Raw genomic sequence first — 19,452 nt, 5'->3', positions numbered from 1 at the left:
ACAACCAATCAATTTAACGCTAATTTTACTAGTATATTTTCTTAAAAAACCGTTAAATGATTATGAATTCAATTGCATTTTTAGTACATTAAATTTCAAATAAGAACTAAAATTCTAAAAAAAATCATAAGGAAGGCTAGGAACAATGCAACAAAGTTCATTGAGTGCTTTTTATCAAAACTTCTTAGGCAATTCGCCAGAATGGTACAAGTTAACCATTATCGCATGTCTTATTATCAACCCTATACTATTTGCTATTGACCCATACATTGCTGGTTGGGCATTAGTACTTGAGTTTATTTTTACCTTAGCTATGGCGCTAAAGTGTTACCCACTGCAACCAGGGGGGTTGCTTGTCATTGAAGCAATTGCAATTGGTATGACAACGCCAAGCCACGTTGAACATGAAATCTCAGCTAACTTAAGCGTAATCTTGTTGTTGGTATTCATGGTTGCTGGTATCTACTTTATGAAAGAGTTACTCATGTACTCTTTTACAAAGATGCTATTGAGAGTCCGCTCTAAAATTGCTCTGTCGCTTTCATTTACTTTTGCGGCTGCATTTTTGTCTGCTTTCTTAGATGCGTTAACCGTTGTTGCCGTAATCATTACCGTTGTTACTGGCTTCTATATGATTTATCACAAAGTCGCCTCTGGAAAACAATTTCATCACATCGATCACGACCACACGGACGATGACCACTTAGACCACCTTAAGCGCCAAGATCTTGAGCAATTCCGCGCGTTCATGCGAAACATTATGATGCACGCTGGTGTTGGTACTGCACTTGGTGGTGTTTGTACTATGGTTGGTGAGCCACAAAACTTGGTTATTGCTGAACGTGCTGGATGGCAATTCGTTGAATTTGCAATCCGTATGTCTCCTATCACAATTCCAGCATTAATAGCTGGTCTATTAACGACTTACTGTTTAGAGAAGTTCAAAATATTCTCTTACGGCGCAGAGTTACCAGAGCAAGTTCGCCTGATCCTTATGGACTACGATGCAGACAACGACGCAAAAATGACTAAACGTGACAAAGTTAAGCTTTGGTCACAAGGTGTTATTGCAGTTTGGCTAGTTATTGGCTTAGCACTTCACCTAGCTACCGTTGGCTTAATTGGTCTATCAATTATTATCTTAGCAACCTCTGCTGCGGGTATTACTGATGAGCACGCATTAGGTAAGGCATTTGAAGAAGCATTACCATTCACCTCTCTACTAGTGGTGTTCTTTGCTGTCGTTGCAGTAATTGTTGACCAAGGGTTGTTCGCACCTGTAATTGAATGGGTTCTGACTTTTGAAGGGACGACTAAGCTAGTTATGTTCTTTATTGCTAACGGCCTTCTTTCCATGGTCAGTGATAACGTTTTTGTTGGTACGGTATACATCAACGAAGTTGCAGCTGCTCTTAAAAATGGTGTTATCACTCGCGATGAATTCGATATGCTTGCTGTTGCAATTAACACTGGTACTAACCTACCTTCTGTTGCAACGCCAAACGGTCAAGCGGCTTTCTTGTTCTTATTAACATCTGCACTTGCACCGTTAATTAGATTGTCATACGGCCGCATGGTATTCATGGCTATACCGTATACACTTGTATTGTCTATTGTCGGTATTTTAATGACCTACTACGGCTTAAATGATATGACAGCATGGTTGTACGATCACGGTTACATCCAGCACCATACTGGCTTGGGTGAAGCAACCAGCTCAGGTCACTAATAGACATGTCAGTAGTACACACTCTTTCATCATGGCCAGCATCTCGCTGGCCATGGTTGTTATTAGCAGCATCAGCATTTACGTTTGAAGCTATCGCGTTATATTTTCAATATGGAATGGGCTTAGAGCCTTGCATTATGTGTGTCTATCAACGCACAGCGGTTGCAGGAATATTGTTTGCAACTATTCCGGCCCTAATCAACCCATCTTCGCGTATTTTGAGAGTAAGCAGCCTATTGGCATGGCTTGTAGCTAGCGTGTGGGGGTTAAAACTCGCCATCGAACATGTTCGAATGCAAAATCCCGATAACTTCATGTTGTTAATGAGCTGTGATGTTTTCCCAAATTATCCAAGCTGGATGCCTATCCACGAGTGGTTGCCTTCGGTATTTGAGCCAAGAGGCACCTGTGGTGACATAGATTGGCTGTTTTTAGGCTTGTCCATGCCACAGTGGATGGTTGTTGTTTTTGGCGGCTACTTACTGATGGCTGTACTCTGTATTGGAGCACGACTAATTAAAGTCAGGGGACTATAGCGACATTGTCGTTTGACCGCGATAAACCTAAAAAATCAAAACCAGCGTCTATTGCCGCTGGTTTTTTGTTATAAATATCCTCTAACACCTTATTTTTTCTATATTTGGTAAAAACACTACTTTTATTAAAACAAATTTCACAACGTCAGAATTTTGTCTAATTTCTCATAATGTTACTGGCATGAAACCTGCTTTAAATTTAATCCAATAATAAAAAAAGGGTATACATCAGTATGTTTTTACCAAGATTAAGCAATAAGAAATGGAGTTTGGTGTTTGCTGTAGTAAGTCTTGTGGCCTCAGTCATCGCCTTGACTGGCATGAAGAGCTACCAGCCAACAAACGCATACATCTTGCAGGGTGCAAGCAAAGGGTCAATGATCACTTTGGTCAACAAAATCGGTGGTAAGGTTGTACACGACTTTGCCGTTATTCCGGCAATTTCTGCCTTATTAACAGATGAACAAGTTTCTGCGATCAAAAAGACAAACCCACTGATCCGTATGTTCTCAGATGCAAAAGTACAAATAAATTCAAAGTCGAATGAGTGGCAAAACAGCCAACCAATCCGCTTCAAAACCGACAAGAAAAAAGCGGTGTGGGTTGCCAAAAACCGCACTAAAGAAACAGGTTTTGTTGATAGCGTTGCAATTGATTGGCCTGCCGAAAACGGTGAACTTAAAAAGTTAAAAGTGAATGGTCAGTTAGTTGCAAAAAAAGTAACTGGTCAACACATCACTTATTACTTCGATGAGCCAGTTGAAGTAAAACCAGGTAAAAAATTAAAGCTAACTATGAAGTTTGACGATTTACAAAACGTCAATGACCAAGACTACCGTATTAGCTTTAACCTAATGAGCGGTGAAACAGTAGCAATGAACTCTGTTAAGGAAGAAGTAACCCGTGGTGAAAACCGTGATACCTACTTCCCTGCTCAGGTAAACGCTGATCAACTACACCAAGTTGGTATTACAGGTCGTGGTGTTGGTGTTGCAGTTATCGACTCAGGTCTAGATAGCTTTGAACAGCTAGAGTACAACACTTACGGCGAGCAACGTAATATCCACCGCGTAAGCGTTATTGACGTACTTGAAGACGAGTATGGCCATGGTTCTCATGTAACTAGCTTAATTGCTAACAGCTCGTCAACGACAACAGACGAAGGTTACGCTACCCTTTCTTACAACGGTATCGCACCAGATGTTGACCTAATCTCTATCAAAGCGTTTGATGGTGAAGGCAGCTCTACATATGCCGATATTTTGACAGCGATTGATTACGTTCTTCAAAACAAAGATGAACTAAACATCAAGGTGTTAAATTTATCGTTTGGCTCTGAAGTACAGTCTCTTTATAACTTCGACCCAATTAACCGCGCTTTAATTAAAGTTTGGCAAGAAGGCATCACTGTCGTTGCGTCAGCTGGTAACACAGGTCCAGATGCTCTTACTGTTGGCGTACCAGGAAACAACCCGTTCATCATCACTGTTGGCGCTACAACTGATAACTACACGCCTTACAACATCGGCGACGATATGTTGGCGTCTTTCTCAAGCTCAGGTCCGACGCACGCTGGTTTCATCAAGCCAGAAATCGTTGCTCCAGGCGCTCACATGCAAGGTCTTGTAGGTCAGGATTCGTTCCTAATGCAAAACTATGGCATGTATGGTGATGAGTATAACTATTTCTCTATGTCAGGTACTTCGCAAGCGACGGCTGTTACAACCGGCATTGTTGCATTAATGCTGCAAGAGCAACCTGATTTGAGCCCAGACGACGTTAAATGTCGACTAATGGCAACAGCTCGTATGGCCCAAACAGACGATGAAGAGTTACTTTACAGCATCTTCCGCCAAGGCGCAGGTCTAGTTGATGCATTTGCTGCTGTAACTAGTCAATACAAAGGCTGTGCTAACCGCAACATCGACGTTGAAGAGCAACTAGCTAACCTTGACGGTTTCTACATTGGCCCAGCTCGTTACAACAAAGAAACACAAGAGTACTACCTAGTACACAACGAAGACTATGTTTGGGATGGCTCAACTGACCAAGATATGATCGACGATTTTGTGGCTTCTAAGGGGTTGATTTTCTATGACAAGGAAATACCAACTTCTACAAAACCAAAATCAAAGGGGCTTATTTTCTATGATAAAGAGGTACCGACTTCAACTAAATCTAAGTCGAACGGCCTTATTTTTTATGATAAAGAAATACCAAGTTCATCTGGGTCTAAGACTAAAGGCTTAATTTTCTACGACAAAGAAGCACCATCATCAACAAAAGCTAATACTAAAGGATTAATCTTCTACGACAAAGAAGCTCCTAGCTCAACAAAGTCGTCTACTCAAGGGTTAATCTTTTACGACAAAGAAGCTCCCTCACGAGTTAAAACGAACTGGGTCGTTTTCGACTAAAAATAGAGACCAAACTAAAAGCACTGCAAGTCAGTGCTTTTTTCACGCATCCACATCTCTATAAAATGTGACTTACAACAATCAACATGATATAACATTGGTATAATAATAAAGTTGATTTATCGCTCTCGTATGTCTTTTCTCAATGTAAAATCAAAAATACTAAATCTTATACAACTAACTACTATCGTCATATCAGGACTATTTTTCTCTTCGACTGCCGCTATCGGTAATGAGGCTTTCAATAAAACTAAAATATTTTTTTCGCAACTAGACTCAGTTACGTTGCCACACCCAACAATCAACGCTATTGAACAAGACAAGCTTGGATTCATGTGGTTTGGTACTCAGGGGGGACTCGTTAAATTTGATGGGAATAACAGTACTGTCTATCAGTTCTCAAAATTCGAGCAAAAATTTGGTGTCAGTGATTGGATTAATAAAATATACACTGACTCGGAAGGTAGGATTTGGGTTGCATCTGGAAAATCCATAAGCATGTATTTACCAGAAACTGATTCTTTTGAGCACTTCGATCTTCCTCAATTACTTCAACATGACTTCAATGATATCGTCATCGATATTATGGAAGACAAAAATAATAACATTTGGTTTCTGACATCCAAATCAGGTGTTTTTATTTTAGAAAATAAAAATAATAAATTAAAGCGTGTTGAATTAAGAACCAACAATGGTTCATTCGAAGGTATCGCGAGAGGTTTTTCTTCAAACGACAATGGAAGCATAGTCATTGTTACTAAAAGTAATGGTGTGTTCTACAAAAGTTTTGGATCAGATCTTTTTATCAACTTTTCTAGTAAAAATATTACCTCTTGGCCTGAAAGTCATCCCAGAGATGTATTTTTAGACAAAGAAGATAATATCTGGATAGGAACGAGTAGTGAGGGACTATTTTCCTTTTCTCCTACCTCTAAACGACTTTCAAATATCTTCAAAGAAATTGAAACGGATTGCTCCCTTCAAATTAACCAAATTACAGGAAATATAACAGAGAAACTCTGGCTTGCTACTAATAAAGGAATATGTGAATACAGCTACTCAAACAAATCAATTATTGTTCATAACAAGCTTGATTTCGCTGCAAACTCTCTGGTAAACAATCAAGTACGGGTCCTCACACAAGATGAAGGAGGCGTGATGTGGGTAGGTACACAAAATGGAATAAGTTATTGGAATGCGAAATTCCCATCATTTCAACACATAAATAAGCAAAGCTACCCCGTTATTCAAAGTGAACACACAATTTCCTTCACTGAGGATAAAAATGGTAATTTTTATATTGGCTCTTTCGGCGGGGGAATTACTAAATTTTTACCTGATGGTAGTGCTGAACCATTTTTCTTAGCGGTTGAGCTAAAAGAAATAATTGCGTCTATCGTTCCAAGTCTATTAGTTGATCGCCACAATAATATTTGGGTTGGTACACTGAAAAATGGACTATACAGAGGAGAGTTAGGCACTGACAATTATAAACATTTTGTCAATGAAATAGGCCTAAGAGTTGATGATGCAAACTATAGCGATGAAAAAGCAACTACCATTAATGGTATAAGCCGTCTTAAGGAGTTAAAAGACGGAACTATAGCAATAGGCACGTGGGGTGGTGGAGTAATCCTCCATCACTTTGACGAAAATGGAAATTCTGTATTTGAAAGACTGGACAATTATGTAGACTCTGGTGATAACCTTCCTCCCACATTAATAGTTGATATTATTGAAGATAATGACGGTGCATTATGGTTTGCTAGCCACCACGGTGGTCTAGTAAAATTTGATCGAAAAACGAAAAAAGCTCAAGCGTTCCTCAAAAATCAAACTAATCCACAATCTCTTCAATCTAACTCTGTGTTTGGATTATTAAGTACAGACGAGTATATCTGGATGACAACTCCAGACGCCGGCATTGCAAGACTCGATAAAGAGAAACTCGCTATGGGTGAAGTCGTTTTTCAACACTTTGGTAGTAACGAAGGCCTGGCCAGTGATTTTACCTATGGTATTTTGCAAGATGATGACAGTTATATCTGGATTTCTCATTCTAAGGGTTTAACACGTTTCAACCCTTATACTCTAAGCTCGGTAAACTTTAACACCAGCCATGGTTTACAGGGCAATGACTTCAACTCTGGTGCGTTTTTTAAGGCCAGTGATGGCCGAATGTTTTTTGGTGGCGCTAACGGTTTTAACACGTTTTTACCTGACCAAATTCCGATTAATACCTATAAGCCACCAATTCGCCTGACTAAATTTAGCCAATCGAACAATATACGTCCGATACATGAGTTGTTCAGAGAAGATGGAGTTTTAGAGCTTCAACACGGTGAAACCGTTGTTGATTTTGAGTTTGCAGCGCTAGATTACACAAAGCCTTCAAACAACCGTTACAAGTATAAGTTGGAGGGTGTGGCTGAGGTTTGGAGCGATCTAGGAACAAACAACCACATTGCTTTGTCTCATCTTAATGATGGCTTTTATACCTTAAAAGTAAAAGGTAGTAACAACGACGGTGAATGGAGCGACGAGCTTGCCATTCCAATCCGAGTGTTGCCACCTATTTGGCGCACTTGGTACGCGTACTTAACTTACTTTGTCATTTTCAGTGCGATATTTTTAATCTTGGTTCGCCAACAACAGTTGAAAATCCAGCGGCAATTATCTCAAGAGCGCAAGCTGCATAAACTCGCTTATTTCGACAGTCTAACTGGCTTGCCTAATCGTCAAAGTTTCTATGAGAGCATGGAGAAATTTTTATCTCTGGCCAAACGCGGAAACTATAACGCAGGAGTCATGTTCATTGACCTAGACCGCTTTAAACGGATTAATGACACCCTAGGTCACAACTTTGGTGATAAGGTCTTAAAAGAGGTTGCAGAGCGCTTAAGACACAGCGTCCGTAATAGTGACTTTGTCGCGCGTAATTACGACGTAAAGTCTTTCAAAAACGAAATCGCCCGTCTCGGTGGCGACGAGTTCACGGTATTTTTGAGTCATATTGATAACCCAGAAGAAACTACAGTTGTCACACAGCGTATTATAGATAGCGTATCCAAACCTATTATGGTTGACGGATATGAAGTGTCTGTCACACCATCAATTGGTATTGCTATGTATCCTGAAAACGGGTTGACGGTGCAAGAACTGATGAAACACGCTGATGTTGCAATGTACCAAGCAAAAGAAGAAGGCCGTAGAACCTTTAAGTACTTCTCCAATGAGCTGAATGAAAAAGCATTTGAGCGATTACAACTCGAAGAACACCTGCGCAATGCACTGAAAAACCAAGAATTTGAGCTGTATTATCAACCTCAGGTTGATTTATTTAACAATCGTATCGCTAAAGCCGAAGCTCTGATCCGATGGAATCACCCAGTTATGGGCTTTGTCTCTCCGGCTGATTTTATTCCAATCGCTGAAGAGTCTGGATTAATTGTTGAATTGGGTGAGTGGATTTTACAAACAGCCTGTTTCCAGGCCAAACAATGGCACGATGAAGGAATCGAAAACCTAAAGGTTTCGATTAACGTATCGAGTGTCCAGTTCAAACAAACTAACCTAGTAGACAAGGTTAAAAACGCCCTATCGCTTACTGGGTTGCCTAGTAACTTACTTGAGCTGGAGTTAACAGAAAGTGCCGTCATGTCTGATGTTGAGGATAACATTGAACGTCTTCAACAATTAAAGAACATGGGCGTAACGATTGCGGTTGATGACTTTGGTACCGGTTATTCTTCACTGAGTTACTTGAAGAAATTCCCAATTGATACATTAAAAATTGATCGCTCATTTATCATGGATGTAGACCAGAGTGAAAACGATGCAGCTATCGTTAAAGCCATCATGCTACTGGCTGAAACCATGCAGTTAAATGTCGTGGCTGAGGGTATTGAAACGTTAGAACAGCTTAGGGTACTCGACAGCTATGGCTGTAAATACATCCAAGGCTACTTCTTTAGCCGCCCTTTACCAGTGCGTGAATTTGTTGACTTTGTAACCGAAGACTTCAAAGAAAAAGCAACCTGGAAGCTAGATTTGATTGGTTAAATTAAAACAAAAAAAGGGACCGTCAGGTCCCTTTTTAGTCTCTTGGATTTAGCTATGTTACGCCGCTAAGTGTTTAATTAGACTGTTCAACATTGTGTTTACAGTTTCGATATCACCCTGCTCTAATTCACCATTTTTGATCGCTTTGTTTACGCTACTTTCAACGTTATCAACAAACTCGTCTAACGAAAGCTCTGACTCTTGCACCATCGCCGTACCGATAATCAAATCAACGTGACCGCGTAAATAGCCACTTGCAAATAGCTCATCGTCCGTACCTTCCGCAACAAAACCATCAAAATATAATTGTGCGTCGTCACTTAACTGCTCTAAATCAACCACTATAACTCCTCGTAGCCTATTGGATAAACGACCATGTCATGATAACCGGTAACCACCTCAATTGGGCCAGATAAGGCTTTGTCCAACTCTGCGTCTCCCGTATCGGCTATCAAAGGGCGGCCGTTCAATGCTTTTAATTTAGTTTTGGTCGCCACTACAATAATGTTTTCGCGACCGATATTTTTTATAAAGTCAGGAGAAAGCTGCTGATTGCCTCTACCAAAAATATGGCCCTGCCCACCGATGAGGGTGATCACCAACTTAACTTTTTTACCGCTGGTCAACTCGATTAACTCAGACGAAGTTACATCAGATGCGATAACTTGATGATCAAGCACAACGTCGACACCCAACAGCGTATTATCACAACCTAACTCTTCCATTAAAAACTCTACTGTGCTTCCAGAGCCCATTACGTATAGAGTCTCTTCTTCCATTTCTTCAATAACATGTGCGGCAATGTCCTGTAATACAAGCTCATCGGATTCTTTACCGCCCATTTTGACGTTTTGTACATAGCGTAGCTCGGCAGGGATTTTTAACTCACCAAAACGTTTTGCTTTTACGATGCCTTGGCGAAATAAAACTTCGTCAATATCCATCACATCGGCTTCATGCAACGATAATAACTCACCGGAGATCATCATTTTTACAATGCGACCAGCCGCTTTAGGAGTAATTGCATAGACGCCTGAATGAATCTTACAGCCAGCCGGAACCCCAAGCACCGTTGCCCCTTCACTAACCGAAGCACAGATATTACGAGCAGTTCCATCGCCACCAGCAAATAAAATTAAATCCATATCAAGCTCTGACAACACTCGGGCCGCAGTCTCAGTGTCCTTTGCTGTGGTTATATCGCCCTGCGTGTCATAAACGACATGATGGTCAATATTCAATGACTGGCATAAATCAGAGCCCATTCCACCAGATACTGTATAAACATCAACGTCTTGCAACAATTCTAGACACTCGTGTAAAGCGACTTTTATTCGCTCATTTGCCAAAGGTACAGCACCTTTAGACAATGCCAATTGCGCTGTCTCAGAGCCATCAGAGCCCTTTAATGCAACCGCGCCACCTATACCAGCTAAGGGATTTACAATGATACCTAGACGAAACTTTTTACGCTGCTGCGTCATGAATAGCCTCTTCTTTTCTGTTTAACACTGCCAAACAGGCGTCTAACTTAAGCGGAGTCGACTGACCGTAATGTTCTGCTAAGGCGTCAATAAATTGTCTCGCCCTTGCTGGAAAGCCTTGTTGTAAATAACCTTCAAGCTGTTTTTGTACATCTTGCTCAAAGCCAAAGCGGTCTGGCTGTTGGCCGTGCTCATCACCGGATAAATTGTCACAGCTCACTCTAAAGGTAAAATTAGCGGCTGCACATAAAGCCCACTCTATGGCCTGAGGTTTTATTTCAACATGTTGAAACTTAGCCTGTTGCTCAGCGGTACGACCATCAGGGCAATACCAGTAGCCATAATCAACTTTGGTACGACGTTCGGCGCCGGCCAAACACCAATGGGCAATCTCATGCAAAGCGCTCGCAAAAAAACCATGAGCAAACACAACTTGTGCATATGGCTTGGCGTTAATGCTACCTTCTCCAGCGCCAGCAGGAAGATAAATGGGCTCGTCTTGGCCCTTCACCAACCGAACATTGAACTCCTTTTCAAAAGTTAGATTAAAGAGTTCGATTAACTGTTGGACACTGTGCTTTTGTTGTTGATTGTCTGATAACGGCAACATATCGATGACTTTTAAACTTTAAATCGATCCAGGGATTACTGGCGTAGAAACATTTACGTCGGCATTTTGCGCGCGGTGACGCAACACGTGATCCATAATGGTTAAAGCCATCATTGCTTCAGCAATCGGTACCGCACGGATCCCAACACATGGATCATGACGCCCTTTGGTAATCACATCTTGCTCTTCACCGTTAACATCAATCGTCTTGCCAGGAACACTAATACTCGAAGTCGGCTTAAGGGCAATTGAAGCAACTAAGTCTTGCCCCGTCGAAATGCCACCAAGTACCCCGCCACTGTGATTTGCTGCAAATCCAGCTTTGGTAAGTTCGTCGCGGTGCTCAGAGCCCTTTTGGTCAACTACGTCAAAGCCATCACCAATTTCAACACCTTTTACGGCGTTGATACTCATTAAAGCCTTCGCAACATCAGCATCTAAACGGTCAAACACCGGCTCACCTAAACCCACTGGCATGCCTGAGGCAATCACTGTTATTTTTGCACCTACTGAGTCGCCTTGCTTTTTGAGGTCACGCATGTACTCGTCCCATTTAGGTACGGTAGTTGGATCAGGGCAGAAAAAATCATTATTACGAATCTCATTTTGGTCCACAGTATCGATTTTTATTGGGCCAAGCTGTGACATGTACGCCACAATTTCAATACCTTGCTGCTTTAACCAAGCTTGAGCAATTGCCCCAGCAGCAACACGCATAGCAGTTTCACGAGCCGAAGAACGACCGCCACCACGGTAATCGCGGTGACCGTATTTATGTAAATAGGTATAATCCGCATGGCCCGGACGAAACTTATCTTTGATATTTGAGTAGTCTTTTGAGCGTTGATCTGTGTTTTCAATCAACAAACCAATCGGTGTTCCGGTTGTTTTACCCTCAAATACACCGCTTAAGATCTTTACTTGGTCAGGCTCACGACGTTGTGTGGTAAATCGTGATGTTCCAGGTTTGCGCTTATCGAGTTCGATTTGGATCATGGCCTCATCGATTTCTAGTCCCGGTGGGCAACCATCTACGATACACCCTAATGCTAAGCCATGACTTTCACCAAAAGTCGTGACTTTAAATACTTCTCCAAACGTGTTTCCTGCCATGTTTTATCCCTACAGCGTTTCGTTAATCAGTGTCTGGTATTCATCCAGCTGCTTTTTGGTAATTGAAAAGACTCCTAAGCCACCATTTTTAAACTCAATCCAGTTAAATGGAACCTCAGGAAGTAAATCAATTAAGTGCACCATTGAGTTGCCGACTTCAACAATTAACACACCGTGCTCAGTTAAGTGAGAAGCCGCTTTTTTGAGAATAATGCGAGTGATGTCTAAGCCATCCGGACCACTGCCTAAGCCAATCTCCGGCTCGTGGTGAAACTCTTCAGGCATATCGCCAATATCTTCGGCATCGACATACGGAGGATTAGAGACGATAAGATCATATTTTTGGTCGCCTAGGCCAGAGAACACGTCCGACAAATATGGTGTTACTCTGTCTTCAACACCTAACCTTTGAATGTTTTCATCAGCAATTGCGAGTGCCTCTGGACTAATGTCTGCACCATCGACTAAGGCCTCTTCAAAGGCGTATGCACACGCAACCGCAATACATCCTGAGCCAGTACACAAATCTAAAATATGATTAGGTTCAAAGTCGATAACAGATGCGAACCTTTCTTTGATTAATTCACCTATTGGTGAACGAGGTACTAATACGTTTTCGTCGACATAAAATGGCAAATCAACAAAATAGGCTAGGTTAGTTAAATATGCGGCTGGCTTTTTCGTTTCAATTCGAGCAACCACTGCGTTTATTATTCGAGCGCGCTCAGAGCGAGTCAGCTTAGATGAAAGAACCTCTGCATTGACACTCGGTCCAATGTTTAAGCCCCAACTCAATAAAGCAAATGCCTCATCCCAAGGGTTGTCGGTGCCATGACCAAAATAAATATCCGATTCATTAAATCGGCTGACGGCCCAACGCAAAACATCGTTTGCGGTAGAAAGTTCTTGGACTGCCTCTTCGGCTAACTCTTGGAGGGTCGGTTGCTCAAACATATAAAACCTAATTAACTGTGGTCGGATTAAGGCGGATATTTTACAATATTTCACCTAGGGTCGGCTATTGAGAACTGAGCAACATGACAAAAAAATCGATGTTTAATCCATTTAATGAATCAAATAACGACGAACTAAACAACGAAAGTATCGATTTTGTAGATTTTGCAAAAGAAATGGCCGGTGTAAAGAAACTAGACCAGAACTCAGTTCACTTTCATCAGCCTAAAAAAAAGGCCACTCAATTTCAAGCTCAAACCAGTCCAACTCGTTATTCTGCTAATGTAAAAGAAAAAGAGACGGCCCGAGCCGCCCAACGCTTTCATTTTTCTGACCAATACGAGCCTTACATAAACGAAAATGAGACTTTAAGTTTTGTTCGTGAGGGATACCCAAGCTATTTGACCAAAGTACTTCGTCGGGGCGACATTGCACCTGACTTAATATTGGATCTACATGGATACACCAAGCAACAGGCTCAAACGGACTTAGCGGACTTGATTCAGGACTGTATCGACCAGCATATACCGTGTGCATGTGTCGTACACGGTGTCAGTGGTGGTGTTTTGAAGCGAAAAGTTCCTCATTATCTCATGCAGCATCCGGATGTATTAGCGTTTCACCAAGCTCCATTGGAGTGGGGAGGCCAAGGAGCAATTGTACTGATTGTCAATTTAGGCGAAGAGCTGACCCATATTTTAGGTCGAGACTTATAGCGTTAAAGCATTTGCTCCGGAGCTATCAATGTCTCTAATTGACCTCGCCACTTAGTTAAATCAACTTTTATCTTTGCCACGCCCGCAGTCGCCATAATTGGAGTGTAACCTGCTAATTCGCCGATGAGATAACTGACAAGCGGCATATGGGATACACAGAGAATATCCGCATCAACTTGGTCTAAGTTGTCAATTCTTGCCAGAATTTCATCAGCAACTGCAGCAGCATCACCAGAGGGGATAATTGCTTCTGATACCAGTTGCTCTTTGAAGTTTATATGCTCGGCAATTTCATCTTTTGTTTGTTGTGCTCTAACAAATGGACTTGCCAATACTAGGTCAAACTCCGTGACTTGTTTTTTTAACCAAATTGCCGTTTTTTGCGCTTCGTGACGACCATGGTTGGTCAATTCACGGGACGCATCATCTGCTAAAACCGGTTCTGCCTCACCGTGTCGAACGATATATAAATAAATTGCCATAATTAATGTTCAAACCAACTGTTGTGTACCAAAAACAAACACATTTGTACCCAAGAGCTGAATTGTACTCTTAAATGACCAAAAGTTGCTATTTTTTTGTTCAACGAATAGTAATGCTCGATTTTTAATAAAAACAAGCTAGGATAAATAGTTAAGGATCAGGAACAAAGGACATTTTCTCTACTTGAATCAAGGTACTCAATGAACGTTAGTCAAAATGACAAAAATAGCTACCAACACGTAACTTTAGACAACGGCCTCCGCCTTCTTTACGTTGTTGATGAAGACGCTTCAAAAAGTGCCTGTTCGCTGGTCGTCAATACTGGTAGTTTTGACGATCCTAGAGACCGGCCGGGATTTGCTCATTTCATCGAGCACCTGCTCTTTAATGGAAATGAGAAGTTTCCTGAGCCTAATGCAATTAATGACTATGTGGCAAAACACGGAGGTCACTGCAATGCTTGGACTGCGACTGAACACAGTAATTTTTTCTTTGACATTAATCACAATGCGTTTGGTGTAGCGCTGGATTATTTTGTTCACTTGTTTATAAATCCAAGCTTTTCTGAGACTGCAATCAGCAGAGAGCAAGAAGCTATTCACGCTGAATACAAATTAAAACTTCGTGATGACACCCGTCGTATCCAACAAGTTCACAAGGAAACTTGTAATCCCGAGCATCCATTTAATAAGTTTTCAGTTGGTAACCGTCAAACCTTATCTAATTTACCAGGTAGGCCTGTTCAAGATGAGTTAAAAGTATTCTGGGAAACCAATTATCAAGCTCAATACATGACCGTTTGTGTGGTCACTCATTCGAATGAGTTTTATGAACCGACAAAACGTCTTTTTTCATTATTACCGTCGACTAATCCGCTCCAAAATAAACCAGCCATAAAGACCGACTTGTACCGAAAACAAGATCTAGCTCAGTTTATTTGTATCAAGCCAGTAAAAGAACTACACAAATTAAATATTACCTTTGCGATGCCGTCGGTAAACCAGCTGTACAATTCAAAGATAATCAGTTTTATTGCTCATTTAATTGGCCACGAAGGCACGGGCTCGTTAGCTGACAACTTAAAGCAACAAGGGCTGATAAATTCTCTCGGCGCAGGTCATGGCATATCTGGTCAAAACTTTAAGGACTTTAATATTTCACTAGAGTTAACAGAGCTTGGCGAGCAACAATTAGATCTCATCCTTACGCAAGTGTTTAGTTACCTCAAATTTATGAAGTCAGAGTATCCACCTGACTATTTATATTCAGAGCAACAGCGATTGGCTCGAACTAGTTTTGAATTCCAAGAACCGACCAAACCAAGTAAGTTGGCTAATGCACTGTCTTTGAGTATGCAACATTATCCTCAAGAAGACGTTTTATATGGTGAGTACCGCATGGATGGGTTTGATGAGGCTTTGTGGAATCAGGTAATGACGTATTTTACAGCACAAAACATGCGCGTTACTTTGGTGAGTCAAAACACCAAAACTGATAAAGAAGCACATTGGTATCACACCCCTTATTCAGCGCAACCGATAGACGCTTCAGTATTGTCCGAATTAAATAACCTAACACCCAATACTGGTACATTTGCTTATCCGGCCCCCAACCCTTATCTAAAAAACGCCATAACTGTGGAGTCTGCAGAATCAAAAAGCATCACACCACAATGCATAGAATCTTCCCGTGGCTGGCAATTGTGGTTTAAACAAGATATTGAGTATCGCGTGCCAAAAGGCAACATCTATGTTGGGTTTGACTTACCCAAAGCGGTTATGAACAACCGCCGTCAAGCTGCTATGAGGCTTTTTTGTGAGTTATTCCTAGACAGTGTCAGCGAAACACATTACCACGCAGAAACTGCAGGCTTAAATTACAACCTATATGCTCATTCTGGTGGTATTACGCTTTATACATCTGGCTTATCTAATAACCAGCCAGAGTTACTTTATACTCTAGCCAGCCATCTGTTTAAGCTAAAACCAATGCGAAGCCGCTTTGAAGAATTGAAGCGACAACTCGTTAAACATTGGCGCAATACTGAATCAAACAAACCAATAAGCCAATTATTTAGTTTGCTAAATGCTCATTTAATGGATAGCGTCGCAACCGCATGCCAACTTGCCGATGAGTTAGAGAAACTTAACTTGTCAGAGTTTAACGAGATTATTAAAGACGTCTTAACCGAGGCATACGTTGAGTCTTTGGTATACGGTAATTGGACATCGACTCAAGCCGAAGTGATCAATCAAACCCTCAAAGAGGTTTTAAGCTCATTGACTCCTTGCTCTGAGGTCCCTCGAACTATAAAAACCATTCCTGAGCAAGTTGTTTTCCAATTATCGAAAGAGATTGATCACCAAGACTCGGCAGCGCTACTCTACCTACAAGGCTTAAATGGGCAAGTAAACAGCTCGGACTGCACAGAAAAAGCATATTTTATTTTGCTCAGCCAAATCTTAGCACCCTTTTCGTTCAATTATTTACGGACAGACCGTCAACTAGGTTACATGGTCGGTAGTGGTTATATGCCCATTTGCAACGTTCCTGGGCTAGTCGTTTATGTTCAATCTCACGACTACACAAGCGATCAGTTAATTTCTGAGTTACATCACTGTTTAGAAATATTTGTTAATGAACTCAAGTCATTAGCAAAAGAAGATTTCGAAAAGCACAAACAGGCAGTAATAAATCAATACAAAGAACAAGCAACCAGTTTATCGCAACATTGTCAGCAACTTTGGGTCTCTATTGGTAATAAAGATTACAAATTCAATCAAAAAGAAGAAATCGTCAAAGAACTCGAATTAATAAAACACGAAGAGCTAAGCTCATGGTTTGCTGGACATTTTAACCCAAATCTACAAAAAGGTATCGAAGTAAACAGTCGGTAACCACTGTAAAAATAGGGTTTTCAACGTTTTTTGTTAAAAAACAAGCAAACTCATTATTACTCGATTTTAGCTTTTGACACACCCCTGACTATTCGTTATCTTGAGAAGGCATTTAATTCGCAGTATTAAGATTTTTGTGGTCTCAAATAATAATAAAATCATTTCTACGTTGTGCCTAAGCTTAATCGCACCCGTAAGTTATGCGTCAAACAGCCCTGTTTTAGAAAATACATCAAGTATTAGTCAGTCCCACTGGTTGATTGGCTTTCTTATTCTTGGTGTTATTGTCTTTGTTGCACTTTCGGTCTTTATATACTCGCGACTAAAACGATACCAATCAGCTATGCGATATAGCGATCAGAGACTGAACTTTTCGCTATGGGCAAGCGGTGACGAAATGTGGGACTGGCATATCAATGACGGTCAGCTATTCCGCACCAACAGCAAAGGGACTTATCGCCTATCTAAAGTCCACCCGAATTTATTTCCACCAAATAAGCCACACATTCACCCCAACGATGTCAATCGAGTCCGACTTAATCTGAGTAGCCATTTAAAAGGTGAAACTGACGCTTTCGAGTGTGTCTACCGCATTAAATATCAAACAGAATGGCGCTGGATTTTAGACAAAGGTCGAATCGTTACCCGAGCAGATAATGGCAAGCCTCTGCGCATGACAGGCATTTTTAAAGATATTCAGCAGCTCAAACAAGCTGAATCTGAATTAGAAGTATTTGCCAAGAGCATAGATAACCTTTCTGAGGGTGTAATTATCCTCAACCCTGATCTCAACATCATTCACGTAAATCCAGGCTATAGTAAAATTACTGGCTATCAGCCAGAAGACGTTATTGGTGACAAGATTCGCTTTACCAGTATCAGTCCTGCTTTACTTAATGAAATAAAACACCAAGTTGATACCACAGGTATTTGGCGTGGCGACATAACAGGTCAGCATAAAGCCGGAGAAATGTTTTTAGCTTACGTTACCGCCAACTGCATTAAAGACGAAGCTGGCAATATAAGTAACTATGTGGCAATTGTTTCTGATACCACTCGTCGCAAGACTGCCGAAGCTAAACTTAAAAAAATGGCGAGTACAGACGCTCTAACTGGCTTACCAAACCGCAACGTATTTTTTGAAAAACTCCAAGATTGTGTAGATAAACGAAGACCTACCGCAGTTCTGGTATTTGACTTGGATAACTTTAAAAAGATCAACGACTCATTGGGCCATCAACTAGGTGACTCACTATTAGTTGAGATTGCCAAGCGTATTCGAGTAATGACTCATAACTTCCATACATTGTACCGTTTGGGTGGTGATGAGTTTGCCTTTGTCATGGAAAAGACTAATGACATTCAAAAGGTGACTTCCGCTGCTAAAGAAATACTGGCGCATTTGTCTAAACCATTTACTGTGCAAAAACATGAACTCGTCGTCGCTGGTAGTATTGGTATCGTGCTTTATCCTGATGATGGTAAACAACCAGAAACCTTACTCCGAAACGCTGACACAGCGATGTACCACGCCAAAGAAGCTGGTAACCGCTACCTGTTTTTCAGTGATGACATGAACAAACAAGCGGTTAAACGTTTGCAAGTTGAAAACCTGATCAGATTGGGCTTGAAGGAAGATTACTTCCAAGTTTATTACCAACCCAAAATGAGTTTTGAGACAGGTAAGCTAGTGGGAATGGAAGCCTTGGTTCGTTTTGTTACCCCACAAAAAGGGGTTGTTAGTCCAGGTACATTTATTCCAATTGCAGAAGAGACCGGCCAAATTGTCGAAATTGGTGACCTTGTACTCAAAAAAGCCTGTGTCGATATGAAGCGTTGGGTTGACCAAGGTCTAATTGACGGCCGTGTTGCAGTAAACTTATCAGCTCGTCAATTTAATTTACCAAATCTATTGCAGCGCATTGATGAAGTATTAGAAGAAACAGGCTTATCACCAGCCAACCTTGAATTAGAGATTACCGAAGGTACTGTTATGGATAGCCCACAGGGCGCTATCAATACGATGTATCAACTTCGCGATAGAGGCATCCATTTGGCAATGGATGACTTCGGGACAGGCTACTCTAGCTTATCTTACTTGCGAAAATTCCCGCTTAACACACTTAAAATTGACAAAGCCTTTGTTGACGACTCTAAGAGTGACATAGGTAAGGCGATGATAGATACAATCATTACAATTGCTCGTAACTTGGGACTTTCAACCGTCGCCGAAGGGGTTGAAACTGTTGAGCAACAACGTTTTATGGCGGATAAAAACTGTGATGTATTGCAGGGCTATTTATATAGTAAGCCGCTTTCTGCCGAAGAATTTGCCCGCTTTGCAAGAGCAGAGATCAATTTTGATATCGTTCCTCCGGCTTTGGTACCAGAAAAAACAGCATAACGTTGCTGGCTTACTTTAAATTTGCATAAGAGGCTAAGACTTAAAAC

At 41.2% G+C, this 19,452-nt stretch carries 13 protein-coding genes; 7 read left to right on the top strand and 6 right to left on the bottom strand.

All coding sequences use genetic code 11. From position 1 onward, the window contains the following. Nucleotides 1-145: 145 nt before the first annotated feature. The 4 genes from nhaB (at nt 146) to J1N51_RS13525 (ending at nt 8,744) form a co-directional block, all read left to right on the top strand. Nucleotides 146-1,729 carry a sodium/proton antiporter NhaB gene (gene nhaB / locus J1N51_RS13540; protein WP_208831778.1) on the top strand — a complete coding sequence of 528 codons (1,584 nt, stop codon included), beginning with the start codon at nt 146-148 and terminating at the stop codon, nt 1,727-1,729. A gap of 5 nt (nt 1,730-1,734) precedes the next feature. Next, the gene (gene dsbB, locus J1N51_RS13535; RefSeq protein WP_208831777.1) at nt 1,735-2,265 is read left to right on the top strand and encodes a disulfide bond formation protein DsbB; all 531 of its coding nucleotides are present in this window, start codon (nt 1,735-1,737) and stop codon (nt 2,263-2,265) included. 233 nt (nt 2,266-2,498) lie between these two features. Continuing rightward, the gene (locus J1N51_RS13530; protein WP_208831776.1) at nt 2,499-4,682 is read left to right on the top strand and encodes a S8 family peptidase; all 2,184 of its coding nucleotides are present in this window, start codon (nt 2,499-2,501) and stop codon (nt 4,680-4,682) included. A 285-nt stretch (nt 4,683-4,967) separates the two neighbouring features. Next, nucleotides 4,968-8,744 carry an EAL domain-containing protein gene (locus J1N51_RS13525; RefSeq protein WP_208831775.1) on the top strand — a complete coding sequence of 1,259 codons (3,777 nt, stop codon included), beginning with the start codon at nt 4,968-4,970 and terminating at the stop codon, nt 8,742-8,744. Between the two features lie 57 nt (nt 8,745-8,801). Here J1N51_RS13525 and J1N51_RS13520 read toward each other — a convergent pair whose 3' ends face one another. From J1N51_RS13520 to prmB, 5 genes are read right to left on the bottom strand one after another with little or no spacing between them, the layout of a single operon-like run. Next, nucleotides 8,802-9,086 carry a YfcL family protein gene (locus tag J1N51_RS13520; RefSeq protein ID WP_208831774.1) on the bottom strand — a complete coding sequence of 95 codons (285 nt, stop codon included), beginning with the start codon at nt 9,084-9,086 and terminating at the stop codon, nt 8,802-8,804. Beyond that, nucleotides 9,086-10,228, bottom strand: coding sequence for an ATP-NAD kinase family protein (locus J1N51_RS13515; protein WP_208831773.1), 1,143 nt, complete (start codon nt 10,226-10,228; stop codon nt 9,086-9,088). Before J1N51_RS13515 ends, J1N51_RS13520 begins: the two co-directional genes overlap by 1 nt. After that, nucleotides 10,212-10,838: an elongation factor P hydroxylase gene (locus J1N51_RS13510; RefSeq protein ID WP_208831772.1), complete on the bottom strand. Its 627-nt coding sequence runs from the start codon at nt 10,836-10,838 to the stop codon at nt 10,212-10,214. The genes J1N51_RS13515 and J1N51_RS13510 overlap by 17 nt, the downstream gene beginning before the upstream one ends. Before the next feature lie 18 nt (nt 10,839-10,856). Then, nucleotides 10,857-11,951 (bottom strand): chorismate synthase, encoded by a 1,095-nt coding sequence (gene aroC / locus J1N51_RS13505; RefSeq protein WP_208831771.1) that lies wholly within the window; start codon nt 11,949-11,951, stop codon nt 10,857-10,859. Nucleotides 11,952-11,960: 9 nt separating this feature from the next. Then, nucleotides 11,961-12,905, bottom strand: a complete 945-nt coding sequence (gene prmB, locus J1N51_RS13500; RefSeq protein WP_208831770.1) for a 50S ribosomal protein L3 N(5)-glutamine methyltransferase — start codon at nt 12,903-12,905, stop codon at nt 11,961-11,963. An 83-nt stretch (nt 12,906-12,988) separates the two neighbouring features. Here prmB and smrB point away from each other — a divergent pair, with 83 nt between their 5' ends. Beyond that, nucleotides 12,989-13,621: an endonuclease SmrB gene (gene smrB, locus J1N51_RS13495; protein WP_232842817.1), complete on the top strand. Its 633-nt coding sequence runs from the start codon at nt 12,989-12,991 to the stop codon at nt 13,619-13,621. 2 nt (nt 13,622-13,623) lie between these two features. Here the strand turns inward: smrB and sixA are convergent, their stop codons facing one another. After that, nucleotides 13,624-14,103, bottom strand: a complete 480-nt coding sequence (gene sixA, locus J1N51_RS13490; RefSeq protein WP_208831769.1) for a phosphohistidine phosphatase SixA — start codon at nt 14,101-14,103, stop codon at nt 13,624-13,626. 201 nt (nt 14,104-14,304) lie between these two features. On the opposite strand from sixA, the gene J1N51_RS13485 reads away from it, so the two are divergent. Together J1N51_RS13485 and J1N51_RS13480 are read left to right on the top strand one after the other, a co-directional pair. Beyond that, on the top strand, nt 14,305-17,001 hold the full coding sequence (locus J1N51_RS13485; protein ID WP_208831768.1) for an insulinase family protein: 2,697 nt from the start codon (nt 14,305-14,307) through the stop codon (nt 16,999-17,001). Between the two features lie 136 nt (nt 17,002-17,137). Further along, nucleotides 17,138-19,405 carry a bifunctional diguanylate cyclase/phosphodiesterase gene (locus tag J1N51_RS13480; protein WP_208831767.1) on the top strand — a complete coding sequence of 756 codons (2,268 nt, stop codon included), beginning with the start codon at nt 17,138-17,140 and terminating at the stop codon, nt 19,403-19,405. Nucleotides 19,406-19,452 lie beyond the last annotated feature (47 nt).

Source organism: Psychrosphaera ytuae (assembly GCF_017638545.1).
Classification (GTDB): domain Bacteria; phylum Pseudomonadota; class Gammaproteobacteria; order Enterobacterales; family Alteromonadaceae; genus Psychrosphaera; species Psychrosphaera ytuae.
The sequence above is the reverse complement of the archived record's forward strand: the minus strand, read 5'-3'. Positions and strand labels throughout refer to the sequence as shown.

Bases quoted from the DNA above. Each gene is read 5' to 3' on its own strand.
- nhaB (WP_208831778.1), top strand. From the start codon at position 146: ATGCAACAAAGTTCATTGAGTGCTTTTTATCAAAACTTCTTAGGCAAT.
- dsbB (WP_208831777.1), top strand. From the start codon at position 1,735: ATGTCAGTAGTACACACTCTTTCATCATGGCCAGCATCTCGCTGGCCA.
- J1N51_RS13530 (WP_208831776.1), top strand. From the start codon at position 2,499: ATGTTTTTACCAAGATTAAGCAATAAGAAATGGAGTTTGGTGTTTGCT.
- J1N51_RS13515 (WP_208831773.1), bottom strand. From the start codon at position 10,228: ATGACGCAGCAGCGTAAAAAGTTTCGTCTAGGTATCATTGTAAATCCC.
- J1N51_RS13510 (WP_208831772.1), bottom strand. From the start codon at position 10,838: ATGTTGCCGTTATCAGACAATCAACAACAAAAGCACAGTGTCCAACAG.
- aroC (WP_208831771.1), bottom strand. From the start codon at position 11,951: ATGGCAGGAAACACGTTTGGAGAAGTATTTAAAGTCACGACTTTTGGT.
- prmB (WP_208831770.1), bottom strand. From the start codon at position 12,905: ATGTTTGAGCAACCGACCCTCCAAGAGTTAGCCGAAGAGGCAGTCCAA.
- smrB (WP_232842817.1), top strand. From the start codon at position 12,989: ATGACAAAAAAATCGATGTTTAATCCATTTAATGAATCAAATAACGAC.
- sixA (WP_208831769.1), bottom strand. From the start codon at position 14,103: ATGGCAATTTATTTATATATCGTTCGACACGGTGAGGCAGAACCGGTT.
- J1N51_RS13485 (WP_208831768.1), top strand. From the start codon at position 14,305: ATGAACGTTAGTCAAAATGACAAAAATAGCTACCAACACGTAACTTTA.